The following is a 25,071-nucleotide window of genomic DNA, read 5'->3' as shown; positions in this document are numbered from 1 at the left end:
CATCATAGGTCCGTCGAAACCCGCCGATCGCGCGGCGCTGACCGCCTACCTGAAATCCCCGGCCCAATGAACGGTCGCGTCATCCCCTCCCCTAATTCCGATTTTGTATGGCGGCGCCTGCTGTCGTGCGGCACGGGCGGCACGGGCGGCACGGGCGGCACGGGCGGCCCAACCGTCCACGGGACTCCCACTTCTTCAACCACAACAGGAGGACATAATGCGTAGGACAACAATATCTTTATTGGCGATAGCCGTCATGGCGATCTCGCCGGCCGCCTTCGCCCAAAGCGCGGCACCGACGGCCAAGGAATGGTATCCCAAAAGCCTCGATCTGAGGTCGTTGCGTCAGCACGAAGCGCAATCCAATCCCTATGGTGCGGACTATGACTATGCGAAGGAATTCGCCTCGCTTGATCTCGATGCGGTCAAAGCCGACATCCGCAAGGTTTTGACCACTTCGCAGCCGTGGTGGCCTGCGGATTATGGGCATTATGGCCCCTTCTTCATCCGCATGGCCTGGCATGGTGCGGGCACCTATCGCACCGGGGACGGCCGCGGCGGCGCCGGTGGTGGCGAGCAGCGTTTCGAGCCGCTGAATAGCTGGCCCGACAATGTGAGCCTCGACAAGGCGCGCCGGCTAATCTGGCCGATCAAGCAGAAATATGGCCGCAAGCTCTCCTGGGGCGACCTGATGGTTCTGACCGGCAACGTCGCCCTAGAGGATATGGGCTTCAAGACCATCGGCTTCGCGGGCGGCCGCGTCGATGCCTGGCAGCCGGACCTCGTCTTCTGGGGACCGGAAACCAAGATGATGATGGACGAACGGCGGGACGAGAAGGGTAATCTTCGCGGACCGCTGGCAGCGACACAGATGGGTCTTATCTACGTCAATCCCGAAGGTCCGAGCGGTAATCCCGATCCGTTGGCGGCGGCGGCTGATATTCGCCGTGCCTTCGGAGCCATGGCAATGAGCGACGAGGAAACCGCCGCGCTGATCGCTGGTGGCCATACCTTCGGCAAAGCGCATGGCGCGCATAAACCCGATGATTGCGTCGGCGGCGATCCCGGCGTCGCGCCGATCGAACAGCAGGGCCTCGGCTGGGCCAACAAATGCGGTAAGGGCAATGCGGAAGATACGGTCTCCAGCGGCCTGGAAGGCGCATGGTCGGCCAATCCGATCACCTTCACCACGCAGTATCTCGACAACCTCTACGGCTTCACCTGGGTGAAGACCAAGAGCCCCGCCGGCGCGGTGCAGTGGGTGCCCAGCGACCCGGCAGCGACGGCCCTGGTGCCCGACGCCCATGTCGCGGGCAAAACGCACGCGCCGATCATGTTCACCACCGACATCGCGATGCGGGAAGATCCGGGCTTCCGGAAGATCACCTCGCGCTGGCGCGAGCATCCGGAAGAATTCGCCGTCGCCTTCGCTCGCGCCTGGTTCAAGCTGACCCACCGCGACGTCGGGCCGCAGACCCGCTATCTCGGAAAGGACGTCCCGAACCAGACCTTCGTCTGGCAAGACCCGCTGCCCAAGGCTGACTATGCGATGATCGACAACAACGACGTCGCGCAGCTCAAGGCCAAGATCGTCGCTTCCGGCCTCTCCACCGGCGAACTGGTGCGTGCGGCTTGGGCCTCGGCCTCGACCTACCGGGACACAGATGGCCGCGGTGGCGCCAATGGCGCTCGCGTCGGCCTCGACCCGCAACGCAATTGGGTGGTCAACGATCCGGCAGAGCTGAAGAAGGTGCTGGCGGCTTACACGCGCATCCAGGCGGACTTCATCAAGGGCCGCAAGGACGGTAAGCAAGTGTCGCTGGCTGATCTCATCGTGCTGGGCGGGAACACCGCTGTCGAGCAGGCGGCGGATCGGGCAGGACAGCGGGTTTCGGTCCCCTTCACGCCGGGCCGGGTCGATGCATTGCAGACACAGACCGACGTTGCCTCCTTCGCCTTCCTCGAACCGAAGGCCGATGGATTCCGCAACTACTATTCGGCTAGGGCCGATCTCGGCCCGGCTGAATCGCTGGTCGACAAGGCCGATAGCCTTGGCCTGACGGTCGCCGAAATGACGGTGCTCGTCGGTGGTATGCGCTCGCTCGGCGCCAATGCCGGAAACACTCGACATGGTGTCTTCACCGCTCGCCCCGGCAACCTGTCCAACGACTTCTTTGTCAACCTGCTGTCGATGAACACGGTCTGGGTGAAGTCGGTCGGCTCGCCGGGGCTCTACGAAGGCAAGGACCGCGCGTCCGGCGCCGCGAAGTGGACGGCCACCCCGGTCGATCTCGTGTTCGGCTCCAATTCAGAGCTGCGCGCGGTGTCCGAAGTCTATGCCTCGGACGATGCGAAGCAGAAGTTTGTGGACGACTTCGTGCGGGCCTGGACCAAGGTCATGAACGCCGACCGTAGTTAGGCGACCTTCTAGCTATTGGTTGGACGTGGAGCGGCGGCGTTGCCCCCTGGAGCCGCCGCTCCCGATCCTCCCGTGGCCAGCCGCCACCGAGTGGTCCGAGTTGATTGTCAGTGCATCGTGGCGAGGGGTTTTGAAGTGCTTGCCTCTAGCTCGGCGCGTAGGAGCACAGAACCCTGTCCATGGACGACGTCGGCCTCATTCACCACCTCCCGGTTGCGCTGGGCATCGGCCTGTTGATCGGAGCGGAGCGCGAGCGGCGCAAGGTCCACCGTCCGGCCGCAGCGGGGCTGCGCACCTTCACGATCGCTGCCTTACTGGGCTGTGGTGCAGCTCTGATGCCGCAGCAGTGGATGATCGCGATCGTGATGCTGTGCATGACCGCGCTGGCCCTGCTGAGCAGTTGGCGCAGGCGCAATACAACCGACCCCGGCATCACCACGGAAGTTAGCCTCGTCGCCACTACGCTGCTTGGGGCGCTTGCCGTAACTGCGCCGTTGCTGGCGGGGGCTCTTGCGGTGCTGATCGCGATCGTGCTGGCAGCCCGCGATCCGCTCCATCGCTTCGTCGGACAGACGATCAGCGCGGACGAGATTGCGGATATCCTGCTGATCGCCGGCGCCACGCTGATCGTGCTGCCGATGTTGCCGGACCGGCAGATGGGGCCATTCGACGCGCTCAATCCGCATTCGATCTGGATGGTCGTTGTCATGATCCTCGGGATCAACGCGCTGGGCCAGGTGGCGACGCGGCTATTGGGTGCGCGCCTGGGGGTGCCCGCACTAGGCCTCATCTCGGGGCTCGTTTCCAGCTCGGCAACTATCGGGGCCATGGGTGCCTGGGTTCGCGCCAATCCCGCCTCCGCCGCGGCGGGTGCGGCAGCGGCGGTTCTATCGACCGTCGCCAATTATGCGCAGATGGCCGTGGTGATCGAGGCAACGGACCATCGTACCTTTCTTGCTACCATCCTGCCGGTGGGCGCAGCCGGACTGGCCGCACTTTTGTCGGGCGGATGGTTGACCCTCGCGGCCTGGCGCGAGGTTACGGCTGAACCGCCGAGAATGAGCAGGTCCTTCAATCTGCTGATGGCACTGACCTTTGCCGCCACGGTGGCGATCATGCTGATGTCCGCAGCGGCCCTCAGAGCCTGGTTCGGGGATGCTGGGCTTATCGCCGTAGCCGCGATCGGCGGGGTGCTGGACGTTCATGCCGCGGTGATTTCATTAGCGGCACAGGTCGCCGACGGCACGATGGCCGCGCCGCAAGCCATCCTTCCTATCCTGACCGCCTGCACCACCAGTACCCTCGCCAAGATTTTCTTTTCCGCAACGGTGGGAACGCGCGCCTTTGCCGCCCGTGTCATTCCAGCCCAGTTACTGATCATCGGCGCGGCATGGCTGACGGTCTTTGTTGGCTGACACAATGCACCACGTCGGAGGGGTTGGTCCATGCGCGCGCACTTCCCAGCGCCAGTCAAACGAGAGCCGCGGCCCCGGTGAGATGGCGGCCAGGGCTGCCGCGCCGGCGGTCTATATCATCCATGCCAGTGCGCGATGCCGGCCGTCAGGGTTTCGTCAGAAAAGGCTGACAACCACCCTATGCTTTGCGAGGACATTATGAGCAGATTGCGAACCCATCCTGAGCGTCATGCGGTGTCACGCATCGGTTGGTTGCGTGCCGCTGTACTCGGCGCCAACGACGGGATCGTGTCGACGGCCAGCCTGATCGTCGGCGTTGCCGCTTCAGGCGCCGAAAAGTCGGGGATATTGGTGGCTGGCGCAGCAGCGCTGGTCGCAGGCGCGATGTCCATGGCCGCCGGGGAATATGTGTCGGTGAGTTCGCAGGCCGATACGGAGAAAGCCGATCTCGCCCGAGAAGGCGGCGAGTTGGCCGGTCAACCAGACCTTGAGCGCAATGAACTGGCCGAGATTTACGTGGCGCGCGGGCTCGACAAGGACTTGGCGCTTCGCGTCGCTGATCAGCTTATGGCCAGCGACGCGCTGGGCGCCCATGCGCGCGATGAACTTGGCATTTCCGAAGTCGTGACCGCCCGTCCACTCCAGGCGGCGCTCACCTCCGCGGCGACCTTCAGTACAGGCGCGCTCATGCCGCTGGCACTGGTCGCTGTCGCGCCGCGCGCCAGTCTCGTGCCGATCGAGATCGCCGCGACATTGCTGTTCCTCATACTGCTCGGTACGCTCGGCGCATGGGCCGGTGGCGCGCAGCCGGTGCGCTCGGTCTTGCGGGTGACATTCTGGGGGGCGCTCGCCATGGCGGCAACAGCAGGGATCGGGCGGCTGTTCGGGACGGTCGTATAGCCCCTCGTTCTCGTCAGGATTCGGTCAGACAATCTGCCTAGCCCTTCCTTCGGGAAGGAAGAATTGTATGACAAATCTCGCTCAGGCGGACACGTTGAAGGTCTGGGACGCGCCGCTGCGATTGTTCCATTGGCTGCTCGTTCTGGCCATTCTGGTGGCTTTTCTATCGTCCGAAGACGACAGCCCGATCGCCAGTTGGCATATGGTGGCAGGATGGTGCGCCGCTGTGCTGCTGGCGTTTCGCTTGGTCTGGGGCCTGGTCGGCGGCGAACATGCCCGCTTTGCGCGTTTCATCAAACCGACGGCGATCGGCTCGCATGTGCGCGAGCTGTTCGCCGGCCGTCCGGAACGCTCCGTCGGACACAATCCGCTCGGAGCGATCGCCGTCCTCGCCCTGCTTGGCCTGACCGGAATCGTCCTTTGGAGCGGTGTTAGCGTCGCGGCGCACAAGCTCGACAAGGATTTCCACGAAACGCTTGCCTATGGCTTGCTGGCGCTCGTCGCCCTCCATGTCGGCGCCGTTGTCCTGATGTCGTTTCTCACTCGTGAAAATCTGGTTCGCGCGATGGTCACCGGCCGCAAGAGAGCCGGTCTTCATCCTGATACTCGTGACGCGCGGGCGCCCGGAGCACTTGCGCTGCTGGTCGGCAGCGCCACCATCATCCTGGCGGTGATCCTGATCCTTCGGAGCGAGCCGACCGCGTTCACACCGCATATGCGCGATGGCGCCCATGAACATCACGAGGACAAGGATTGAAGACTTCTGACGGCCCCCTGCTAGAACGGATCATGGCCAGCGATCATCATCTCCCTCGAAGGTTCCAGTGATTCATGCGTCTTCTCGTCATCGAAGATAATGCGCGAATGGCAGCGCTGGTCGCAGACGGCCTCCAGCGCCGGAACTTCGTGTGTGATGTCGCCCATAGCCTTGCAGCGGCCGAGGATGCGATGGGCGGCGCAACCTATGACGCGATCGTGCTCGACCTTGGGCTACCCGATGGCGACGGAACCGACTGGCTTACGAGCCGCCGAAAATATCACGAGATGCCGCCCGCGATCATGCTGACCGCGCGCGGGGCATTGGAGGATCGCATCACGGGCCTCGATGCCGGAGCGGATGACTATCTCGTGAAGCCGGTCGAGATCGATGAACTTGCAGCGCGCATCCGCGCGCTGCTACGTCGCCCCGGCGTGCGGATACAGCCGGTGATCGAGGTAGGACGACTATATTTCGACGTCGCCAACCGCACCGCCCGCGCTGGCGATCAGGAGATCGATCTGTCGCGCCGCGAAGCCGATCTGCTGGAATTGTTGATGCGGCACGCGGGAACGGTCGTGCATCGCGCCGTGATTGAGAATGCCCTTTATAGTTTCAGCGATCCTGTGACGCCCAATGCTATCGAGGCCACGATCTCGCGGGTGCGGCGCAAGCTGGAGGATGCCCACGTCACCGGCGCGCTCCATACCGTTCGAGGCGTTGGCTATATGCTGAAGGACAATGGCGCGTGACCGATCGCCGATCCGTATCGCGACGCCTCAAACGCGGCCTGGGCCTGATCGGTCTGGTCGGCACCTTCCTGCTGCTGGCTGCTGTCGTCTTCTTCTACAGTTTCACCTTCGCCCATCTCGATGCGCAAGCGGCGATGGCGCGCGCCAGCCGCGAAATGCTTGAGCATGTTGCGCTGCCGGTGGCGATTCTGATGATCCCCGTTACCGTGCTTGTGCTTCGCGTGATCCGCCAGGCATTCCGACCGCTCGAAGAGGTAGCGGCGGAGATCGAGGCGGTGCAAGGCCATGAGCGCGGCTTCCGTATCGACAATTCGCAGATGCCTACCGAAGCGCTGCCTTTCACTAGCGCCGTCAACGACCTGCTCGCGCGCCTCGACGAAGCGGCGAAGCGCCAGGAAGCCTTCGCCGCCGATGTCGCGCACGAACTGCGCACACCGCTCGCCTTGCTGTCCCTCGAACTCGATCGGTTGGAGCATGACGATGCGGAGCGGCTCAAAAAGGATGTCGCGGCAATGCGTCGGCTGATCGATCAGCTCATGCTGCTGGCGCAGATCGATGCCGATGCAGTCGCCCAGATCCCGCTGGCGCAGATATCGCTGAGCGATGTGGCAAGCGATGTCGTCGGGGCGGCCGCGCCGGCCATCATTGCCGGAGGCAAGACCATTGAACTCGTGACTGGCATTCACGCGCCCGTCACGCGGGGTCGGCGCGAGGCGATTTCGGCGGCGCTGCGCAACCTCATCGAGAACGCCGTGCGGGTGACTCCGGCCGGCGGCGCCATCCAGGTGCTTGTTGGTCCGGGTGCAAGCATCAGCGTGCGTGACGAAGGGCCTGGCCTGCCGCCAGACCGGCTACGCAATCTCGTGCAACGCCATCGCCGCGCCGATCATGCCAGCAAGGACGGCGCTGGGCTTGGCCTCGCCATCGTCGAGCGGATCATGGCCGCGCACGAAGGCACGCTCGAGACCGATCCCGATCGCCATGATTTGATACTGCGCTTCCCCGAACCCTGACTGCCGATTGACCTGTCGCCTGTCTCGTCAGGGTTCCGTCAGACTCGCCGCCTAGCCGGATGGCATGTCCAGACGATATTATCCGATTGCAGGCGTGGCCGTTCCGCTCGCTTTGGCGGCCTTTTGGTGGCTTGCGCCGCATTCCGAACCCACCGCCGCGAAAGCGCCTGCCGATAAAGCGCAGACTGCCGCGGGGGTGTTGGTCGTTGATGCAAAGCGCGCGGCGCAAATGGGCATTCGTCTAACCGCCGCGACCGTTGCCGAGGAAGCCCCGCTCGTCACTATTCCAGCGGTGATCCAGCCTCCAGCCAACGCCCGCGTGGCGGTGGCCGCGACCTTCCCCGGTGTCGTCACCCGGACGTATGTGGTGGAAGGCGACAGCGTGCGGCAGGGACAGGCGCTTGCAACCGTCGCCAGTCGCGAAGTGCTGACGCTCGGCTCGGACCTCACCCGCGCCCATGCGCGTGCGGGCGTTGCGCAGTCCAATGCGGCGCGCCTGTCGCAGCTCAGCCGGGAGGGCATCATCGCTCCAGCCCGCGCGGACGAGGCGCGCGCCATCGCCGCCGAGAGCAATGCGGACGTATCGGAAAAGGCGCGTATCCTGCGCATGGTGGGCGGCCATGGCGGCAGCGGCTCCTATACGCTGACCGCGCCGATCGCGGGCCGCGTGACCAGCGCGGCCATCCAGACAGGCAATCCGGTCGACGGCACCACCGCGCCTTATGTGATCGATGCCGCAAACCGCTATGAAGTCATCGGGCAACTGCCCGAACGGCTGGTCGGTCAGGTGCGGCTTGGTATGACCGTGCATCTGCCACCTGACATTTCCGGCCGGATTATCGCCGTCGGTTCGACGATCGATCCCGCAACGCGCTCGGCCAGCCTCAAGGCGGAAATCCCGGCAGGGCCAGGCGTCGTCGCGGGCCGGGCGACCAGCATCGTGATTTCCGGTCCCGCACCGGCGGGCGCGGTCAGCGTGCCGGAGACCGCCGTCACAATGATCGACGGCAGGTCGGCCGTGTTCGTGGCAGCGCAGGGCGGTTACGCGGTTCGCCCCGTGACGAGCGGAACGGCCAGCAACGGCCGGATCGTTCTGCTCTCAGGCGTAAAGCCCGGTGAACAGGTGGTGACCTCCGGCACGAGCGCGCTCAAGGCGCTCGCCGCGGCGCGCTAGGCCCGGCCGATGCTGCGTTCGCTCGTCGCCACAGCGCTCTCCTATCGCCTGCTCGTCCTGCTGCTCGCCGCTGTGACGGCAGGGCTAGGGATATGGGCCTTCGTCAACTTGCCGGTCGACGCCTATCCAAACATCGCCCAGACACAGGTGAAGCTAATCCTGAAAGCCCCCGGCATGACGCCGGAGGAGGTAGAAAGCCGCGTTATCACGCCGATCGAACAGGAGATGCTGGGCATCCCCAATCAGGCGATCCTGCGCTCAGCGGCCAAATACGCCATCGCCGACATCACCATCGATTTCACCGATGGCACCGACATCTATTGGGCGCGCCAACAGGTCGCCGAGCGGTTGTCGGGCGTAATGGGCGATCTACCCGCATCGGTGACGGGCGGTCTGGCGCCGATCTCCACGCCGCTTTCCGACGTTTACATGTTTACGATCGAAGGGCCGCTATCGCTCCAGCAGAAGCGTGAGCTACTCGACTGGACGATCCGCCCGGCGCTGCGCACCGTGCCCGGCGTCGCGGACGTCAACGCGCTCGGCGGCTATGTCCGCACCTTCGAAGTGAGGCCCGATCCGGTGGCGTTGGCCTCCGCGAAGCTTTCGATTGCCGATCTGCGTGCGGCAATCGAAAGCGGCAATCGCAACGATGGCGCGGGACGCCTCGCCAATGGCGAGGAAGCGCTGATCGTCCGCGCGGTTGGCGCGATCCGCAATGCCGAAGACCTGCAATCGCTCGTCATCGCCAGCCGTGATGGGCGCATCGTACGGCTGGGCGATGTCGCCTCGGTCGGCAGCGGCAGCCTCACTCGCTATGGCGCGGTGACGAAGAACGGCAACGCCGAAGCGGTCGAAGGGCTGGTGATCGCGCTGCGCGGGGCGGACGCCCGGCAGGTGGTGGACGGCGTTCGCACGCGCCTCGCCGAGGTCGAGCGCGGCTTGCCCGCTGGCACGCGTATCAATGTGTTCTACGATCGCTCCGACCTGATCGAACGGGCGGTGGGCACGGTCGAAGAAGCGCTGATCGAGGCGACCGTCCTCGTCGTCGTGCTGCTGATCCTGTTCCTGGGCGACTGGCGCGCTGCTGCGATCGTCGCCGCGACCTTGCCGATGGCGGCGCTCATCACCTTCCTCTTCATGCGCGGCATGGGCCTCTCCGCCAATCTGATGAGCCTTGGCGGGCTTGCGATCGCGATCGGGATGCTGGTCGATGGCGCGGTGGTGGTGGTCGAGAATGTGGTCGAACGGCTCGGCCGCGATCACGATGGAGATACGCCCCGGCTCAACCATGTGTTTCGTGCGACCAGCGAAGTGATCGTCCCGGTCTCGGCCGGCATCCTCATCATCGCGCTGGTGTTCCTGCCGTTGCTCTCATTGCAAGGGTTGGAGGGCAAATTGTTCGCCCCTGTCGCGCTCACCATCGTCTTCGCGCTCGCAGGCTCTCTCCTGCTGGCGCTGACGCTGGTGCCGGTACTGTCCTCCTTCGGCCTCAAAAGCGGCCACCATGGCGAGCCGTGGATCATGCGCCAGCTTGGCCCGCGCTACCGCGTGCTGCTGGACGGCGCGTTCGCGCGCAAAAGGCTGGTCTATGGCCTCTCTGCTCTGGGACTGGTGCTGGCTGGCATAGCCTATGGCGCGGTTGGCAAGACCTTCATGCCGACGATGGACGAGGGCTCGGTCATCGTCCAACTCACCAAGCTGCCTTCGATCAACCTCGACCAGTCGGTTGCCGGTGATCTGGCCGTGCAACGCGCGCTCCGGGCCGTGCCCGAGGTCGAGGACGTGATCGCCCGCGTCGGTTCGGACGAAATCGGCCTCGATCCGATGGGCCTCAACGAGACCGACAGCTTCGTCCGATTGAAGCCACGCTCCGAATGGCGCGGCAACAAGGATTTTGTGATCGAGGAAATCCGCAAGGCGCTGGAGGGGCTTCCCGGCATCACTCCCAGCTACACCCAGCCGATCGAGATGCGCGTCTCAGAGATGCTGACCGGTGCGCGCGGCGATCTCGCGGTCAAGATCTTCGGCCCCGACCTCAATACGCTTGCCGATCTCGCCGGCCAGATCCAGCACACGCTGTCGGGCGTTCGCGGTGCCTCGGAAGTGCTGACGGTCGCCGACGACAGCGTGGACTATCTTCAACTCGACATCGACCGCGCAGCGGCCGGGCGGTTCGGAATGCCGGTCGACCAAATGCAGGATGCCTTGCGCGCTCAGGTCGAGGGGATGCGCGCGGGTGTCGTGGCGGAAGGGCAGAAGCGGACGCCGATCGTCATCCGAGGCGATGAGAGCCTTCGGAAAGACGCCGCGCGCTTCGCCGATCTGCAATTGCGCACGCCTGATGGCACGCTCGCGCGCGTCAGCGACATGGCGCGGGTCGCGCGCACGCAGGGGCCGGTCAAGCTCGACCATGAGAATGGTTCACGCTTCGCCTTGGTGCAGGCATTCGTCTCCGGGCGCGATCTGGTCGGCTATGTCGATGAGGCGAAGGCTGCGGTGGCGACGAAGGTACGGCTTCCGGCAGGGTACAGCATCGTCTGGGGCGGCCAGTTCGAAAATCAGCAGCGCGCCTCGGCACGGCTGATGACGGTGATCCCGATCGCGCTGGGACTGATCTTCCTCGTGCTGTTGGCGACACTGCGCTCGCTCCGCGCGTCGCTGCTGATCCTCGCCAATATCCCCTTCGCCATGGTCGGTGGTCTGGTCTCGCTCTGGGTGTCGGGCGAATATCTCTCCGTGCCTGCTTCGGTCGGATTCATCGCCCTACTCGGCATCGCGGTGCTCAACGGGCTGGTGCTCGTCGCCTATTTCCGGCAGCTCCGCACGGAAGGGCTAGGCATGGCCGAGGCGGTACGGCTCGGCGCGCAGCGGCGACTGCGGCCCGTGCTGATGACCGCCAGCATCACCGCCTTCGGCCTGGTGCCGCTCTTGTTCGCCAGCGGGCCTGGATCGGAGATCCAGCGTCCGCTCGCCATCGTCGTCATCGGCGGCCTCATCACTTCCACCCTGCTGACGCTGATCCTGCTGCCGATCCTGTTCGAGCGCTTCGGCGAAAGCGCGGGAGAACCCGAAAATGCCTGATCTCCTGTTCACCCTGCATTGCGCTGTCCCGGACGCCGAAGGGCTAATCGACTCCATCCGCGCGATCTCCCGGGCGCCGATTCATATCCGGGCGGAGAATGTGCGTGGTCGTGACTTCGACGATGCCGGGACAGCAGAGCGGGTCTCCGGCGAACTCAAGCGCACGACTATCGAACTGATCGTCGGTGAGGACATGGTGCCGGATTTGCTTCGCGCAGTGAAAGAAGCACGGCACGATCTGCCAGTGCGTTGGCGAACCGTTCCGCTCGTCGATCAGGGAAGGATCGCCTGATGCGGGTCGTCGCCTTTGCCTGTTGCCTTGCATTTGGCGCAACGCCTGCGCTCGCCCAGCGCGCCGACCTGCCGCCGGCAGAGAAGGTCAACGAGGCGCTGGACAGTCATCCCAGCGTTGCCGCCGCGCTTGCCCGTATCGAGGCTGCGCGAGCGCGCGGCGACATGCTTCGCAAAGGCCCGCATGAAGTGACGGTGAGCGGTAGCTACATCCGCCGCACGGTGGATCGCGAGGGCGGTTTCGACGAGTTCGACACGACGATCAGCCGCCCTTTCCGCCTGCCGGGCAAGGCCGCGCTGGACCGCAAGGCTGGCGCCCTGGGGATCGAGGTGGCCGAGAACCAGATGGAGGATGTCCGTCACCAGACGGCGCTGATCCTGTCGAGCCTCTGGCACGACTGGCTGACTGCCGGGACTCATTATCGAAACGATATGGACACGGTCAGGGGGCTGGAAGAATCGATCGCGGCGGTGAAACGGCGAGTCGCGCTGCGTGACGCCGCCCAGCTCGATCTTGACCAGGCGCAAGCAGCGCTCGCTCAGGCCCGCGCACAGGCGGCATCGTCCCTCTCTATCCGCGAGCAGGCGCGTGTCACCCTCGCCGCGGCCTTCCCCGACATTCCCTTGCCATCCGAGCCCCCGGAACTTGCGTCCCCGACGCTTCCCGATGTGGGGCTGGAGACGATGCGCGATCTCGTGATCGAGCGCAGCCACGAGATTCGTGCAGCGGACAAGGAAGCGCAGCGCCTCGGCGTCACGGCTCAGCGGGTTCGGGCGGATCGTATCGCTGATCCATCGTTCGGAGTCCGTTTGTTCAGCGAGCGCGGCGGAATGGAAAAGGGCGCGGGTATCGTCGCCTCGATCCCCCTCGGCGGTGGCTATCGCCGGGCGGCGGCCGATCAAGCCTCAGCCGAGGCCAACGCCGCGCGCATGGAATTGGCGGCGATACAACGCAATATCCAGGCCATCGCCAATGCGGACCTTTCCAACGCCCGCACCCGCTACGATGCCTGGCGCAACGCCGATCTATCGATGCACAGCGCCGCCGACGCGGCCGCCAAGATGGCGCGAGGATATCAACTCGGCCAGATCGATCTGACCGATCTTCTTTATGTCCGGCGGCAGGCGCAGGAGGCGCACCGCCTGGAAATTGATGCCCGGTCGGAAGCCGACCGGGCGCTCCTGAAGCTTCAGATCGATTCACACAGCATCTGGGCGCCGGACGAGGAGAAAAGATAAGATGCTGTGCTTGCTCCTTGCCTCGGTCGCGAGCGAAGTTTCTTCACCGCCGCCATTTCTCGGACCAGATCAAGTCGCGTCGGTGCCGGCGCAGCCAAATTCGGCCGTAGCGCGCCCCGCATCAGACGCGACACGGCCCGCCATCACGCCACCGGCGTTCGAACTGGCGCCATCGGCCCCACAGTCTCCCGTTGAGCAAGAAGGCCCAGCAAGCCAGGACGCATCAAGCCAGAATGGTACAGCGGACGCAAAAGACACAATTGTCGTCACAGCCTCGTCGCGCTCAGCCCACGTCGACCCGCTGGAACCAGCCAACCTCAAGTCGTTTGAAATCACGCAGTCTGTCGATCATGCCGTGGTGGCGCCAGTGGCCATGGGCTATCGGCATATCGTCCCTGGACCAATACGTGATGGCCTGCACAACGCGTTCGCCAATCTCGACGAACCTGTCGTTTTTTTGAATTTCCTGATCCAGCACAAGGTCGGCAAGGCCGCCGAGACCGTCGGCCGCTTCGCGGTCAACACGACGCTTGGCGCGGCGGGCCTATTCGATATTGCCAAGCGAAAACCGTTCCGCCTCCCGCATCGTCCCAATGGGTTCGCCGATAGCTTCGGATTCTATGGCGTGAAGCCCGGAGCATTTCTGTTTTTGCCAGTGGTTGGGCCGACGACAGTCCGGGACCTGATTGGCGGCCTGATGGATCGCATGGTGCTGCCCACCGCCATCGGCGTTCCGTTTAACCGATTGGCCTACAGCGCAGGGACCGGTGTGCCGCGGGCGCTCGACCGGCGCATCCGGTTTGACGCAGATCTTCGCGAGCAACGAGCACAGGCACAACCCTATGTCACAGCGCGCGAATATTATCTGCGACGCCGGCAGGATGAAATCGATGTGCTGCGCGGGAAACGCAAAATGGCTGCCCCCACGCCGGACACTCATAAAAGCATTGATGAGCTACGAAAGCACTGAAATGCGCGCTGATCGTCTAAACCACATCGAAACATTGACCGACCGCCTATTGCCATCTCCTCGCCCCCAGAGGAAAGCTGGACGGTCAGGGCTCGCTAGCAATAAGAACAAACCGCTGGCGAGCGGGGCGGGGAGATATCTGGAGATATGTCCTCGCCCCAATATTATCGAATCTGGCAGCAAATGAATGCCCTTCGATATCCGCCTGCTCCGCCATGCCATCGCCGCCGCCGATCATGGTAGCTTCTACAAAGCAGCGCGGGCATTGGGCGTGGAACAATCCACGCTGAGTCGAAACGTCGCCAGGTTAGAGCGAGTAATCGGAGTCCAGATTTTTGAGCGGTCTCGCTCGGGAGTTAGCGCAACCATCGCAGGAAAAGACTTTATTCGGGGCGCCAGGCCGATGGTCGCTGGTGCAGATAAACTGATCGCCGTGACGCGCGCCGCTGGTCAGGGTCGCGCTGGCGGGTTGATGATCGGACATTATTGTTCATTGTCGGCCGGTAATCTGCGGGCCACTGTGATTGGCTGGCGCGGTGCTCATCCAGACGTCGACTTGGATGGAGTAGAAGCAGAACGAGCCGTCCTGCTTGCTGGCCTTGATATTGGGGAGATAGATATCGCCATTCTGGCGGGGGAAGCGGACCACGACGGCTATCGACGTGAGCCGTTCTGGAGCGAGCGCGTACTGGTCGCATTACCTGCCAGCCATCCCTTGGCCGAACGCGAGACAGTGCATTGGACCGATCTGCGCGGTGAGCGTTTTCTTCTCCCCGCAACGGACCCCGGCCCGGAAATCCGCCACATGCTACTCGGCCGCTTGTCCGTCTTAGGAATGCAAGCAAACGTCAGAATGCACCAATGCAGCCGCGAGACAATCTTGAACCTGCTAGGCGATGGACTTGGCCTCACCATTGTCTGCGAAGGTAGCACCGGGGCGCGCTATCCCGACGTGGTTTATCGGCCCGTTCATGCCGAGCAAGGGCCGATGCTGATCGGATATTCGGGATACTGGCACGACGACAATAGTAATCCCGCACTTCGGCGCTTCCTCCATTTCATAAAGACCCGCTACGCGCTATCCTTCAACATCTCGGAGAATCCGGCGGAATAATATTCGCTTGGGAGCTAAACATCATGATGCAAGGAAAGATATTCATCGTCGCTCTCGCCATGCTCGCCATCGGATTTGGCGCGGGATTCGTGCTGCGTCCGATCATCATGCCGCCTGCCACGTCGGCGATGGCCGTCAGTCCTGCCCCCGTGATCGCCGAACCAGGGGCGGCGCGTGGGATGCAGTATTTCACCGCCAACCTCGATGAAGCGCGGCGCGTGGTCGCCGGATGCCGAGACGGCTCGGTGCGCGGCGACGAATGCGCCAACGCCCAGCAGGCGGTGACGGAAGCCGAGGGTCGGGATCGCTTCAAGAAATTCATGGGCCACTGAGGCCCGCAAGCTTCAATCGCTTTTTGCGCGCCGCCGCCGAAAACCGCGATCTGTGTCCATGAACCGCGTGACCATCGGCCCGATCAGCTTTTCGGGTGCGGCAGGCGAGCCGCCTGTCTCGGCCGCCAGCGCCGCGGCATAGGCTTGCAAGTCACGATGCACGGCAGCCGGCAACTCTATCGTGAGCTTGATCGGCCTGTCGTCGGCCAGCGGCCCCAGCTTCAACTTGGTCATCGCGTTCCTCCGATGGGTTCGAGGACAAGATCGCGGGTGATGACAATGCGAAGGGGATAGCCCGGCCGGATGGTGAGCGTCGGCGGCACGCCGAGTTGGCGGCGCACGATCTGCTGCCCTGTCTGATTGACGGTATCCTGCGTCCCGTAGCGAAGCGCCTGCACCAGCGAGTTGTTGTTGTTCGTCGTCATCTCGGCCCCGATGCCGAGCAGGGTGGAGATCGCGGCGGCCTTGAGCATGTTGCCCCAATGCTGGTCGACGCGATCCTGCAAGCCTGCATATCCGGCGGCATCAGCGCTTGGCTGGCGTTCGAGAACGATCGAGCGGCCATCCGGCAGGATCAGCCGATCCCAGGCGAGCAGCACGCGGGTCTGCCCGGCGGTGATCTGACTATCATATTCGCCGATCAGCCGTGCGCCTTGCGGGATGAGCAGGATTCGGCCGGTGATGCTGTCATAGACGTTCTGCGTCACCTGAGCGGTGATCTGGCCGGGAAGGTCCGACCGGATGCCGGTGATGAGCGCGGCCGGGATGATACTGCCAGCCTGGACGATGTTGGGTGATGCCGGAGCGGTCAGCCGCTCGACGCTGACCGTGCGCTGGTTGGACGCCTGCGCCATGAAGGCCCGCTTTGCGGCCTGGTCGCCCTGGCTGGCGGCCTGCTGTGCGGGGGCCGGCGCGTCCGATGGCACGGCGGCGATGGGCTGCGCTGCCGCTCCGGCTACGGTGGCCGTGCGGCCGCCCAGGAAGACCGAACTGGTCCGCGCTGCGTCACGCTCTTGGCTGATGCGCTGGCGCGCTGCTTCCTCGGCTCGGGCGGCGGCATCGGGCTGACCGGCTTGCGCGCCGATCGGCGGCACGGGAACAGCCTCCCCGCGCTGCTGCGCGGACACAATCGGACGACCGAGATCACCCGGGAGCGGCGGCCCGAGCTTTGGAGCCTGGCCGTAATCCTTGGGACCGGATGTGATCGCCTCGCCCGCGCGACTGTCGGTGTTGTAGAGTTCCTTCGCTTCGTGCGGACCGACTGACCGCAAGGCATAGATCAGCGAGCCGCCGATGCCGAGACCGGCGGCGATGCCCACCATAGCCAGCGCCTTTCGCGAAAGCCGCATGACGCGCGGCGGATCGCCCCGGAGCTGGAAGGCCTGGCGGTCGGCCGGAGCCGCGACCGCTTCGGCGGCGGGAATGTCGGAAGGATCGCTCATCAGCGCCGCTCCCGGCCATCGTCGCGCACGATCCGCACGCGCTGCTCGCTGCGCTTGTCGCCCAGGCGCAGCTCGGCGGCGGCGAACAGGCGATCGACAACCATGTAACGGCCCTGCACGCGGTAATTGACCAGTTCGGCGTCGCCGGCCGCACCGGTCACGAACAGCGGCGGCATCTCGCCCTGCGAGATCCCCGCCGGAAATTCGATAAACACCTGCCGACCATCATCGAACGCACGGGCCGGCCGCCACGGCGCACGATCGCCATCGATCCGATAGTGGAAATTGAGCGCTGTCAGGTCCACGCCAGCCGCGACCGGCACGGTGGCTGCGGCAGCAGCGTTGCGGCCCTGCAAGGCGATCAGCGCATCTCGCGGATAGGTCCAGCTCACCGACGCCATGTAGGTTGCTGCACCCGCGCGCAGTTCCAAATGATAGGTGCGCCGGTCGGTGTTGATGACGAGGTTGGTCGAAAGGTCGGGCCGGGTTGGTTTAACGAGGATATGCACCCGAGCTGTCGCGCCCGCGCCGCTGGTCGTATCGCCGATGATCCAGCGCACGGTATCGCCCGCCGCAACCGGCCCGGCCCCGACGAGCTGCTCGCCTTCCTGAAGCGCGATGTCCGTCACCTGGCCGGGCGCGGCATAGACCTGATAGAGCGCACCGTCCGTCCACGGATATTGCTGGATCGCATTGAGGAAGCCGTCGCGCACCGGCTGCATGCGGGCAGCCGCGTTAGCCGCGCCGACACGGTTGCGCGGATCGGCGGATTCCGGCGGACGCGGGCTTTCGCCGACTGGCTTCAACTGGCCGGGAAGCGGCAGCGGCTCGGGGATCGCCACCACCTCGACCGGCTTGGGCGGCTCGGGCGCCGGAGTGGCCGCGATCTCGGCCGGCGGCGGATTGTCATAGGCTATGGCCGGCGGCTTGGCTGACGTGGTGGCGCAAGCGGCGAGCACGGAGGTTGTGGCGAGCAGGACCGCCGAGGCGGCGCGACGAAGCATTGGGCGTCTCATTGCGACAGCTCCTTTGACCAGTTGAGGGCGTTGACGAAGACCCCGAGCGGGTTCTTGCGCAGGGCGTCGGGCGTGCGCGGGGCCACGAAAACAACGGTGAGGATGGCCGACCAGCGCTCGGTGGCGGCAAGGCTGCCGTCCTGATAGCGCCGTTCGGTCCAGGCCACCCGGAAGCTGTCGGGCGAAGCACGGATCACGCTCGACACGTCCACCGCGACCTGGACCTTGCCGATCTGAGCGAAGGGGTCGTTCGCCCGTGCATAGTCGTTGAGGAACAGCGCGCCTTTGTCGGTGGTGAAGTCGTAGGCGCGAAGCCAATTCTGGCGGACGATGATCGGATCGGCAGGGATGCTGCGCACCTGCTCGATGAAGCGCGCGAGATGAAACGCGATCTGCGGATCGGTCGGACGATAGTCGGCCTCTGCAGGCGCGACGGCTTGTGCCTCGCCGAGCTTGTCGACCTGCACGACCCACGGCACGATATGGCCTCGCGCGGATTGCCAGACGAGGCCCCCTGCAAGTCCGCCCGAGAGCGCCAACGCGCCGAAGAAGGCGAGCCGCCAGTTCTTCGCCTGCACGCGGGCCGAGCCGATCCTGTCGTCCCAGGCTTGGGCGGCGCGCTGATAGGGTGTGATCGGCTCGGGGGTCTGGCCGTAGCGGATGGTTGGGCGTCGGAACATGGGCGGTTAGTCCTTCTGGCTGAGGTCGACGGACGCACCGCTGCCGCCACCGTCGCCGGAGCGCAGCGTGTGGGCGGCGACGGTGGCGCCGTGGGTCATGGTCTGGCGGCGTTTCATGTTCGCTGCCCAGGTGGGCGGCCCATCAGCCGACGGCGCGGGCGACGACGTGCCCCCCGAGATCGTGCCGCCCGTTGCGGTCACGGCCGCGCGGCCGCCCGAGCGATAGCTATCTTTTAGGGATGCTGCGGCCTTGCGAAGCGGCGACATGGCCGCGCCTGCGGTCGCTCGGCCAACGCCCGCCGCACCGCCCGCAACCGCCGCTCCGCCGGTCTTGCCAGCTGAGCCGAGCGCATAGGCGCTGCTCGCCGCACCCGATGCGAACGCACCACCTCTGGCAGCGCCGCCGATCACGCCGGCAGCCGCCCCGACCCCAAGACGGGCGGCGGCTGCGCCACCGACGAGCGCCCCGCCGGCGGCAAGCGCGGTTCCGGCCGCGGCGCCCGCGCCAAGTGCGGGACCACCCGAGACGATGCCGTTGGCGATACCGGGGCCGAAGATGGCGAGGCCGAACAGCGACAGGGCAGCGAGCGCGATCGCCATGACCTGATTGATGTCGGGCGCCGTGCCGAGGTTTGCGCTAGTGAACTGGCTGAACAGCGTCGTGCCGATGCCGGTGATGACCGCGAGCACCAGCACCTTGATGCCCGTGGAGACGATATGGCCGAGCACACGTTCGGCCATGAAGGCGGTCTTGTTGAAGAAGGCGAAGGGCAGCAGCACGAAGCCGGCCAGCGTCACCAGCTTGAACTCGATCAGCGTGATGAAGACCTGCACCGCGATGATGAAGAAGGCGAGCACCACAATGACCCAGGCGAGCAACAGCACGAGGATCAAAGCGAGGTTCGAGAACACCGCCCACAGGTTCGAGAATTGCCCTGCCGCATCCATCAGCGGCTTGGCGGCTTGCAACCCTGTCGCCGCGATCGTGCCGGGTTTCATGAAATCGCCCAGCGACATCGCCCCGCCGCTCGCCTTGAGGCCGAGGCCGGCGAAGGACTGGAACACGATGTTGGCGAGGTTGGAGAAATTGCCGATGATGAACGCGAAGACGCCGATGTAGAGCGTCTTCTTGACGAGGCGCTGAAGCACGTCCTCGTCGGCGCCCCAGGCCCAGAACAGCCCGGCGAGCGTCACGTCGATGGCGATCAATGTGGTCGAGAGGAAGCTGACCTCGCCGCCGAGCAGGCCGAACCCGCTGTCGATGTAGCGGGTGAAGACATTGAGGAACGTGTCGATGACGCTGGTGTCGTTCATGGCGCGGGGGTCTCGGTTGCGGGAGCTGCGGGTTTGCTGGCATCCACCGCGGGCGTGGGAGCATCTTGACGGAAGAAGCGGCGGCGGTTCTCGGCCCAGGCCGCTTCGCAGCCCGAGTCTGGCATGGTGAGCGTCGCGCAGCGTTCGAGTTCGCGGGCGAGCCGGTCCTGGCGCGCCTCCCCGCGCACGGCGACGGGCGGGGCTTGTGCGGGTTCAGGCTTGTGGACGGCGGCGACGATCGCCACCGCCATCATCAAGCCCGCCAGCGCGGCGACGCCCGCGATCTTGGCCGTGCGCGAGGATGCGTGCAGCATCGGACGCGATCCTCAGTTGCCCATGAAGCGGCGGAACCGTTCGCGGCCCTCCGCCTCCTCGGCCGTATGCCGCGCGGATTCGAGCGCTTGCGCGCGGCCCTGCGCCGCGACGGCGGCGGTCAGGTCGGCGAGCTGCTGCGATTGCAGCGCGAGAAGCTGATTGCCAGCCTGCGCGGCCTGAAGCGCGCCGGTCGCCGACTGACTGGCCGAGACCAGGCCGGTCATCGTCGTGCGCGCGCCGTCGATGTTGCCGACGACACCCGCCTGTACCTTCAGCGAGTCCTCGAACGCGCCGACACTATCCTGCCAACGCGCATTCGCGTTGGCGACCATCTGCGCCTGCGTGCCGGTCAGCGCCGAGCCGGTGTAGCGGCTGGTGAACGCCTGCTGGATGTTCTGCACATCATAGGCGATGCGCTGCGCCTGGCCGAGAAACTGCTGGGTACGCTGAACCTGCTGCTGCAACTGCTGGAGCTGGCTGAACGGCAGCGAGGCAAGGTTCTTCGCCTCGTTGATGAGGCTCGTCGCCTGCTGCTGGATTTGCTGGATCTGGTTGTTGATCTGTTGGAGCGAGCGAGCCGCCGTCAGCACGTTCTGCGCATAATTGGTCGGGTCATAGACGATCCCACCAAAACCGAACTGCGCGTAAGCCGGCATCGGAGCGGCCACCGGCGCGATGGCCGTGGCAGCGAGCACGCCGGCCAGGACGGCGGGGCGAAGATTCATTCTGGTCATAGCGGTAACTCCTGCTGAGGTTGATGCCGAGGATCGGGGGGAAGAAGCTCGACGGCCCAGGCAGAGCCGCGATGGCGCAGCCATTCGGCCGCGAAAGCGGATTGCCCGTGGGTTTCGATCAATTCGGCGATGCGGAGCTGGTCGGTTTTCGAGGACGCGGCGGCGAAGGCCAGCGCGACCTCGCCCAAGCCCAGCTCGAACAGGCGATTTCCCCGCCGTGACTGGCAGTAATAGTCGCGCTTCGGCGTCGCCCGACTGAGGATTTCGATCTGGCGGACATTGAGGCCGAAGCGCTCATAGATGGCCGCGATCTGCGGCTCGGCCGCGCGTTCGTTGGGCAGGAAGATACGCGTCGGGCAGCTTTCGATGATGGCCGGGGCGATGCTCGACGTTTCGATGTCAGCGAGGCTCTGGGTGGCGAAGATGACGCTGGCGTTCTTCTTCCTGAGCGTCTTCAGCCATTCGCGGAGCTGGGCGGCGAAGTCCGGGCTGTCGAGTACCAGCCAGCCTTCGTCGATGATGATGAGCGTTGGCGAGCCGTCGAGCCGGCCTTCGATCCGGTGGAACAGGTAGGACAGGACGGCTGCGGCCGAGCCGGCGCCGACCAGGCCCTCGGTCTCGAACGCCTGCACCGAGGCTTCGCCGAGCCGTTCAGCTTCGGCGTCGAGCAGCCGGCCCCACGGCCCGCCGATGCAGTAGGAGGCGAGCGCTTGCTTGAGCTGCTGCGATTGTAGCAGGACAGCAAGACCCGTGAGCGTGCGTTCGCCGATCGGCGCCGACGCCAGCGAACCAAGCGCCGACCAGATATGCTCCTTGGCCTGCGGATCGACCGCGACGCCCTCGGACGCGAAGATCGCCGCCAGCCATTCGGCCGCCCATGCCCGCTCGGCAGGCGCGTCGATATGGGCGAGCGGCTGGAGCTGCACGCCGTCGCCGGCCTCGTCGGCGAGCGTCCCGCCCAAATCCTGCCAGTCGCCGCCCATGCCGAGCGCGGCGGCGCGGATCGAACCGCCGAAGTCGAAGGCGAAGACCTGCGCACGCCCATAGCGGCGGAACTGCATCGCCATCAGCGCAAGCAGCACGGATTTGCCCGCGCCGGTCGGACCGACGATCAGCATGTGGCCGACGTCGCCGACGTGAAGGGAAAACCGGAACGGGGTCGAGCCTTCGGTCTTGCCATAGAGCAAGGGGGGAGCACCAAAATGCTCGTCCCGTTCCGGCCCCGCCCATACTGCTGACAGGGGGATCAGGTGGGCGAGATTGATAGTGGAGATCGGGGGCTGGCGGACGTTGGCGTAAGTGTGACCGGGGAGGCTTCCCAGCCACGCCTCGATCGCGTTCATGCCCTCGGGGATGACCGTGAAGTCGCGGCCCTGGATGACCTTCTCGGCGAGCCGCAGCTTTTCGGCGGCAATGGCGGGATCGCGGTCCCACACCGTCACCGTCGCGGTGACATAAGCCATGCCGGCATAGTCGGCGCCCAGCTCCTGCAGAGCGATGTCGGCATCGGCCGCCTTGTTAGAGGCGTCGCTGTCGAGCAGCGTCGATGCCTCGTTGGTCATCACCTCTTTCAATATGGCGGCGACCGACTTGCGCTTGGCGAACCATTGCCGCCGGATCTTGGTCAGCAGCCTGGTCGCATCGGTCTTGTCGAGCATGACCGCGCGGGTGGACCAGCGATACTCGAAGGCGAGCCGGTTCAGTTCGTCGAGCAGACCGGGGAATGTGACGCTCGGGAATCCGACGATGGTGAGTGTGCGGAGGTGATGGTCGCCCAGGCGCGGCTCCAGCCCGCCCGTCAGCGGCTCGTCGGCGAGCAGCGCGTCGAGGTGCATGGGCGTTTCGGGAACACGCACACGCTGGCGTCGGGTAGAAATGGTGCTGTGCAGGTAGGTCAGCGTCTCGGCGTCATCGAGCCAGCGGACTTCGGGCACGAAGCCCTCGACCAGATTCAGCACACGGTCGCTGCGATCGGTGAAGCCCTTGAGCAGCTCCCACGGATCGACGCCGTTGGTGGACTTCCCTTCATAGAGCCAGCCTTCGGCGCGTGCCCTTTCCTCGGCCGGCGGCATCCACAGCAACGTCAGGAAATAGAGGCTCTCGAAGTGTGCGCCCTCCTCGCTGAACTGTTCGCGCCGCTCCAGATCGACCAGCGCTGAGACGGGATCGGGAAATTCCGACTCCGGGTAGTCGAGCGCGGGTGTGCGCTGGGCTTCGACGAAGATCGCCCAGCCTGATCCGAGCCGGCGCAGCGCGCTGTTCAGTCGTGCGGTCGTGGCGACCAGCTCGGCCGGCGTGGCGCTGTCGAGATCGGGGCCGCGGAAACGGGCTGTGCGCTGAAAGCTGCCGTCCTTGTTCAGAACAACGCCCGCGCCGACCAGTGCGGCCCAAGGCAGGAAGTCGGCGAGATGGGCCGCATGCCCACGGTATTCGCGAAGGCTCATCATGGCTGCATCCATGTCGGGTAACGGAGGTGGCGGCGGGCGACGTCCACGAACTGCGGGTCGCGGCGCGCAGCCCAGACCGAGAGCGCATGGCCGATCGCCCAGATGACGAGGCCCGCGATCCAGAGACGCAGGCCGAGACCGATCGCGCCCGCCAGCGTCCCGTTGACGATGGCGAGCGCCCGCGGTGCGCCGCCGAGCAATATCGGCTCGGTCAGCGCCCGGTGGACGGGAGCGGAGAAGCCCGCGATCGGCTCGCTCGCTTCCATCAGACGAGCGCCCCGCCGCCGAAGCTGAAGAACGACAGGAAGAAGCTCGACGCGGCGAAGGCGATCGACAGGCCGAACACGATCTGGATCAGCCGCCGGAAGCCGCCCGATGTGTCGCCGAACGCGAGGGTCAGGCCGGTCACGATGATGATGATGACCGCGATAATCTTTGCGACCGGCCCCTCGATCGATTGGAGGATGGATTGAAGGGGCGCTTCCCACGGCATCGATGATCCCGACGCATAAGCGGGAACAGCAGCAGTCAGCGCGATCACGCTGGCGGTGGCGGCGAGCATGGCGCGGTGTGCGCCATGCCGAAGGGCATGGATCATTTGACGTCTCCTGGCTGGGGTTGGGAAAGCGAAGCGATGCGGTAGTCGCCGGTGATGGGGTCCAGCCCCTCGACACGCGCCAGCTCGGCGAGACGGCGGCCATGCCCATCGCGGACCAGGACGGCGATCAGGTCGATGGTCTCGGCGAGCAGCGCGCGGGGGACCGTGACGACGGCTTCCTGAATGAGCTGTTCCATACGGCGCAGCGCGCCGAGCGCGGTTCCAGCGTGGATGGTGCCAATGCCGCCGGGGTGCCCGGTCCCCCAGGCTTTAAGCAGGTCGAGCGCTTCAGCGCCGCGCACCTCGCCGATCGGGATGCGATCGGGCCGCAGGCGGAGCGAGGACCGGACGAGATCGGAAAGCGAAACGACGCCATCCTTGGTCCGCATGGCGACGAGGTTGGGCGCGGCGCATTGCAGCTCGCGCGTATCTTCGATCAAGACGATACGGTCGGCGGTCTTGGCGACCTCGGCCAAGAGCGCGTTGACCAGGGTGGTCTTGCCGCTGCCGGTGCCGCCCGCGACCAGGATGTTGGCGCGGGCCGCAACACCATCGCGCAGCGCCGCCGCCTCGGCCGCCGACATGATCCCGGCCGCCCCATAATCGTCGAGCGTGAACACCGCGACGGCGGGCTTACGGATCGCGAAAGCCGGGGCTGCGACGACAGGCGGAAGCAGTCCCTCGAACCGTTCACCACCTTCGGGCAATTCGGCCGAAACGCGCGGGGACTTGGCGTGAACTTCGACGCCGACATGATGCGCAACTAGGCGGACGATGCGTTCGCCATCGGCGGCGCACAGCAGCTCGCCGGTGTCGCTGATCCCGTCGCCGAGGCGATCGACCCACAGCCGCCCGTCTGGGTTCAACATGACCTCGATCACAGCCGGATCGTCGAGCCAGGCTGCAATCGACGATCCGAGAGCCGTCCGCAGCATTCTCGCGCCGCGTGACTTCGCCTCGGATCGGATCGGGTGAACGGTCAAGGAACTGGCCCCTCATAAGGGCCGGGCGAACCGCCGCCCGGCTGTCGGGGCACATCAAGAGAGGCAGAAACGGGGCCTAAGCAAC

Annotated in this window: 24 protein-coding genes; 13 read left to right on the top strand and 11 right to left on the bottom strand. The window is 65.3% G+C overall.

Features of this window, described 5'->3' with window-relative positions; genetic code table 11:
• Window positions 1-217 precede the first annotated feature (217 nt).
• The 13 genes from katG (at window position 218) to Q0316_RS14125 (ending at window position 15,457) form a co-directional block, all read left to right on the top strand.
• On the top strand, window positions 218-2,419 hold the full coding sequence (gene katG, locus Q0316_RS14185) for a catalase/peroxidase HPI (RefSeq protein ID WP_086129763.1): 2,202 nt from the start codon (window positions 218-220) through the stop codon (window positions 2,417-2,419).
• Between the two features lie 179 nt (window positions 2,420-2,598).
• Window positions 2,599-3,834 (top strand): DUF4010 domain-containing protein, encoded by a 1,236-nt coding sequence (locus tag Q0316_RS14180; protein WP_086129762.1) that lies wholly within the window; start codon window positions 2,599-2,601, stop codon window positions 3,832-3,834.
• Window positions 3,835-4,032: 198 nt separating this feature from the next.
• The gene (locus Q0316_RS14175; protein WP_086130084.1) at window positions 4,033-4,734 is read left to right on the top strand and encodes a VIT family protein; all 702 of its coding nucleotides are present in this window, start codon (window positions 4,033-4,035) and stop codon (window positions 4,732-4,734) included.
• A gap of 67 nt (window positions 4,735-4,801) precedes the next feature.
• Window positions 4,802-5,491, top strand: a complete 690-nt coding sequence (locus Q0316_RS14170; protein WP_086129761.1) for a cytochrome b/b6 domain-containing protein — start codon at window positions 4,802-4,804, stop codon at window positions 5,489-5,491.
• Between the two features lie 74 nt (window positions 5,492-5,565).
• Window positions 5,566-6,243, top strand: a complete 678-nt coding sequence (locus Q0316_RS14165) for a response regulator transcription factor (protein ID WP_086129760.1) — start codon at window positions 5,566-5,568, stop codon at window positions 6,241-6,243.
• Window positions 6,240-7,256, top strand: a complete 1,017-nt coding sequence (locus Q0316_RS14160; protein ID WP_086129759.1) for an ATP-binding protein — start codon at window positions 6,240-6,242, stop codon at window positions 7,254-7,256. Before Q0316_RS14165 ends, Q0316_RS14160 begins: the two co-directional genes overlap by 4 nt.
• 229 nt (window positions 7,257-7,485) lie before the next feature.
• Entirely contained in the window at window positions 7,486-8,430 is a 945-nt protein-coding gene (locus Q0316_RS14155) for an efflux RND transporter periplasmic adaptor subunit (protein ID WP_241213357.1), read from the top strand.
• A 9-nt stretch (window positions 8,431-8,439) separates the two neighbouring features.
• On the top strand, window positions 8,440-11,511 hold the full coding sequence (locus tag Q0316_RS14150; protein ID WP_298673603.1) for a CusA/CzcA family heavy metal efflux RND transporter: 3,072 nt from the start codon (window positions 8,440-8,442) through the stop codon (window positions 11,509-11,511).
• Window positions 11,504-11,803 carry a DUF3240 family protein gene (locus tag Q0316_RS14145; RefSeq protein WP_086129756.1) on the top strand — a complete coding sequence of 100 codons (300 nt, stop codon included), beginning with the start codon at window positions 11,504-11,506 and terminating at the stop codon, window positions 11,801-11,803. The genes Q0316_RS14150 and Q0316_RS14145 overlap by 8 nt, the downstream gene beginning before the upstream one ends.
• Window positions 11,803-13,041: a TolC family protein gene (locus Q0316_RS14140; protein WP_126001287.1), complete on the top strand. Its 1,239-nt coding sequence runs from the start codon at window positions 11,803-11,805 to the stop codon at window positions 13,039-13,041. Before Q0316_RS14145 ends, Q0316_RS14140 begins: the two co-directional genes overlap by 1 nt.
• A 1-nt stretch (window position 13,042) precedes the next feature.
• Complete coding sequence (locus tag Q0316_RS14135) at window positions 13,043-14,011, top strand: VacJ family lipoprotein (protein WP_086129754.1); 969 nt, start codon at window positions 13,043-13,045, stop codon at window positions 14,009-14,011.
• A gap of 187 nt (window positions 14,012-14,198) precedes the next feature.
• Window positions 14,199-15,125 carry a LysR family transcriptional regulator gene (locus Q0316_RS14130; RefSeq protein ID WP_086129753.1) on the top strand — a complete coding sequence of 309 codons (927 nt, stop codon included), beginning with the start codon at window positions 14,199-14,201 and terminating at the stop codon, window positions 15,123-15,125.
• Between the two features lie 23 nt (window positions 15,126-15,148).
• On the top strand, window positions 15,149-15,457 hold the full coding sequence (locus tag Q0316_RS14125) for a hypothetical protein (RefSeq protein ID WP_086129752.1): 309 nt from the start codon (window positions 15,149-15,151) through the stop codon (window positions 15,455-15,457).
• A 12-nt stretch (window positions 15,458-15,469) separates the two neighbouring features.
• Here the strand turns inward: Q0316_RS14125 and Q0316_RS14120 are convergent, their stop codons facing one another.
• Genes Q0316_RS14120 through trbB form a run of 11 tightly spaced genes read right to left on the bottom strand, consistent with a single transcriptional unit; the run spans window position 15,470 to window position 24,986 of the window.
• Window positions 15,470-15,691: a DUF2274 domain-containing protein gene (locus Q0316_RS14120; protein ID WP_086129751.1), complete on the bottom strand. Its 222-nt coding sequence runs from the start codon at window positions 15,689-15,691 to the stop codon at window positions 15,470-15,472.
• Window positions 15,688-16,899 carry a TrbI/VirB10 family protein gene (locus Q0316_RS14115; protein WP_086129750.1) on the bottom strand — a complete coding sequence of 404 codons (1,212 nt, stop codon included), beginning with the start codon at window positions 16,897-16,899 and terminating at the stop codon, window positions 15,688-15,690. Before Q0316_RS14115 ends, Q0316_RS14120 begins: the two co-directional genes overlap by 4 nt.
• Complete coding sequence (gene trbG, locus Q0316_RS14110; RefSeq protein WP_086129749.1) at window positions 16,899-17,915, bottom strand: P-type conjugative transfer protein TrbG; 1,017 nt, start codon at window positions 17,913-17,915, stop codon at window positions 16,899-16,901. Before trbG ends, Q0316_RS14115 begins: the two co-directional genes overlap by 1 nt.
• Entirely contained in the window at window positions 17,912-18,595 is a 684-nt protein-coding gene (trbF, locus tag Q0316_RS14105; RefSeq protein ID WP_086129748.1) for a conjugal transfer protein TrbF, read from the bottom strand. The genes trbG and trbF overlap by 4 nt, the downstream gene beginning before the upstream one ends.
• Before the next feature lie 6 nt (window positions 18,596-18,601).
• Window positions 18,602-19,909 (bottom strand): P-type conjugative transfer protein TrbL, encoded by a 1,308-nt coding sequence (gene trbL / locus Q0316_RS14100; protein ID WP_086129747.1) that lies wholly within the window; start codon window positions 19,907-19,909, stop codon window positions 18,602-18,604.
• A complete protein-coding gene (gene trbK-alt / locus Q0316_RS14095) occupies window positions 19,906-20,223 on the bottom strand; it encodes a putative entry exclusion protein TrbK-alt (RefSeq protein WP_086129746.1) in 318 nt (105 codons plus the stop codon). Before trbK-alt ends, trbL begins: the two co-directional genes overlap by 4 nt.
• A 12-nt stretch (window positions 20,224-20,235) precedes the next feature.
• Window positions 20,236-20,958 (bottom strand): P-type conjugative transfer protein TrbJ, encoded by a 723-nt coding sequence (gene trbJ, locus Q0316_RS14090; RefSeq protein ID WP_086129745.1) that lies wholly within the window; start codon window positions 20,956-20,958, stop codon window positions 20,236-20,238.
• Entirely contained in the window at window positions 20,955-23,405 is a 2,451-nt protein-coding gene (gene trbE, locus Q0316_RS14085) for a conjugal transfer protein TrbE (protein WP_086130083.1), read from the bottom strand. Before trbE ends, trbJ begins: the two co-directional genes overlap by 4 nt.
• Entirely contained in the window at window positions 23,402-23,671 is a 270-nt protein-coding gene (locus tag Q0316_RS14080; RefSeq protein ID WP_086129744.1) for a VirB3 family type IV secretion system protein, read from the bottom strand. The genes trbE and Q0316_RS14080 overlap by 4 nt, the downstream gene beginning before the upstream one ends.
• Window positions 23,671-24,003, bottom strand: a complete 333-nt coding sequence (locus tag Q0316_RS14075; protein WP_086129743.1) for a TrbC/VirB2 family protein — start codon at window positions 24,001-24,003, stop codon at window positions 23,671-23,673. Before Q0316_RS14075 ends, Q0316_RS14080 begins: the two co-directional genes overlap by 1 nt.
• Window positions 24,000-24,986, bottom strand: coding sequence for a P-type conjugative transfer ATPase TrbB (trbB, locus tag Q0316_RS14070; RefSeq protein ID WP_086129742.1), 987 nt, complete (start codon window positions 24,984-24,986; stop codon window positions 24,000-24,002). The genes Q0316_RS14075 and trbB overlap by 4 nt, the downstream gene beginning before the upstream one ends.
• Window positions 24,987-25,071 lie beyond the last annotated feature (85 nt).

It is taken from the genome of uncultured Sphingomonas sp. (assembly GCF_937871615.1).
In the GTDB taxonomy this organism is placed as follows: Bacteria; Pseudomonadota; Alphaproteobacteria; order Sphingomonadales; family Sphingomonadaceae; genus Sphingomonas.
The sequence above is the reverse complement of the archived record's forward strand: the minus strand, read 5'-3'. Positions and strand labels throughout refer to the sequence as shown.

Excerpts from the sequence above, each read along its gene's own strand:
- katG (WP_086129763.1), top strand. The coding sequence starts at position 218 with ATGCGTAGGACAACAATATCTTTATTGGCGATAGCCGTCATGGCGATC.
- Q0316_RS14180 (WP_086129762.1), top strand. The coding sequence starts at position 2,599 with ATGGACGACGTCGGCCTCATTCACCACCTCCCGGTTGCGCTGGGCATC.
- Q0316_RS14175 (WP_086130084.1), top strand. The coding sequence starts at position 4,033 with ATGAGCAGATTGCGAACCCATCCTGAGCGTCATGCGGTGTCACGCATC.
- Q0316_RS14170 (WP_086129761.1), top strand. The coding sequence starts at position 4,802 with ATGACAAATCTCGCTCAGGCGGACACGTTGAAGGTCTGGGACGCGCCG.
- Q0316_RS14165 (WP_086129760.1), top strand. The coding sequence starts at position 5,566 with ATGCGTCTTCTCGTCATCGAAGATAATGCGCGAATGGCAGCGCTGGTC.
- Q0316_RS14155 (WP_241213357.1), top strand. The coding sequence starts at position 7,486 with ATGGGCATTCGTCTAACCGCCGCGACCGTTGCCGAGGAAGCCCCGCTC.
- Q0316_RS14150 (WP_298673603.1), top strand. The coding sequence starts at position 8,440 with ATGCTGCGTTCGCTCGTCGCCACAGCGCTCTCCTATCGCCTGCTCGTC.
- Q0316_RS14145 (WP_086129756.1), top strand. The coding sequence starts at position 11,504 with ATGCCTGATCTCCTGTTCACCCTGCATTGCGCTGTCCCGGACGCCGAA.
- Q0316_RS14140 (WP_126001287.1), top strand. The coding sequence starts at position 11,803 with ATGCGGGTCGTCGCCTTTGCCTGTTGCCTTGCATTTGGCGCAACGCCT.
- Q0316_RS14135 (WP_086129754.1), top strand. The coding sequence starts at position 13,043 with ATGCTGTGCTTGCTCCTTGCCTCGGTCGCGAGCGAAGTTTCTTCACCG.
- Q0316_RS14130 (WP_086129753.1), top strand. The coding sequence starts at position 14,199 with ATGCCCTTCGATATCCGCCTGCTCCGCCATGCCATCGCCGCCGCCGAT.
- Q0316_RS14125 (WP_086129752.1), top strand. The coding sequence starts at position 15,149 with ATGATGCAAGGAAAGATATTCATCGTCGCTCTCGCCATGCTCGCCATC.
- Q0316_RS14120 (WP_086129751.1), bottom strand. The coding sequence starts at position 15,691 with ATGACCAAGTTGAAGCTGGGGCCGCTGGCCGACGACAGGCCGATCAAG.
- Q0316_RS14115 (WP_086129750.1), bottom strand. The coding sequence starts at position 16,899 with ATGAGCGATCCTTCCGACATTCCCGCCGCCGAAGCGGTCGCGGCTCCG.
- trbG (WP_086129749.1), bottom strand. The coding sequence starts at position 17,915 with ATGAGACGCCCAATGCTTCGTCGCGCCGCCTCGGCGGTCCTGCTCGCC.
- trbF (WP_086129748.1), bottom strand. The coding sequence starts at position 18,595 with ATGTTCCGACGCCCAACCATCCGCTACGGCCAGACCCCCGAGCCGATC.
- trbL (WP_086129747.1), bottom strand. The coding sequence starts at position 19,909 with ATGAACGACACCAGCGTCATCGACACGTTCCTCAATGTCTTCACCCGC.
- trbK-alt (WP_086129746.1), bottom strand. The coding sequence starts at position 20,223 with ATGCTGCACGCATCCTCGCGCACGGCCAAGATCGCGGGCGTCGCCGCG.
- trbJ (WP_086129745.1), bottom strand. The coding sequence starts at position 20,958 with ATGACCAGAATGAATCTTCGCCCCGCCGTCCTGGCCGGCGTGCTCGCT.
- trbE (WP_086130083.1), bottom strand. The coding sequence starts at position 23,405 with ATGATGAGCCTTCGCGAATACCGTGGGCATGCGGCCCATCTCGCCGAC.
- Q0316_RS14080 (WP_086129744.1), bottom strand. The coding sequence starts at position 23,671 with ATGGAAGCGAGCGAGCCGATCGCGGGCTTCTCCGCTCCCGTCCACCGG.
- Q0316_RS14075 (WP_086129743.1), bottom strand. The coding sequence starts at position 24,003 with ATGATCCATGCCCTTCGGCATGGCGCACACCGCGCCATGCTCGCCGCC.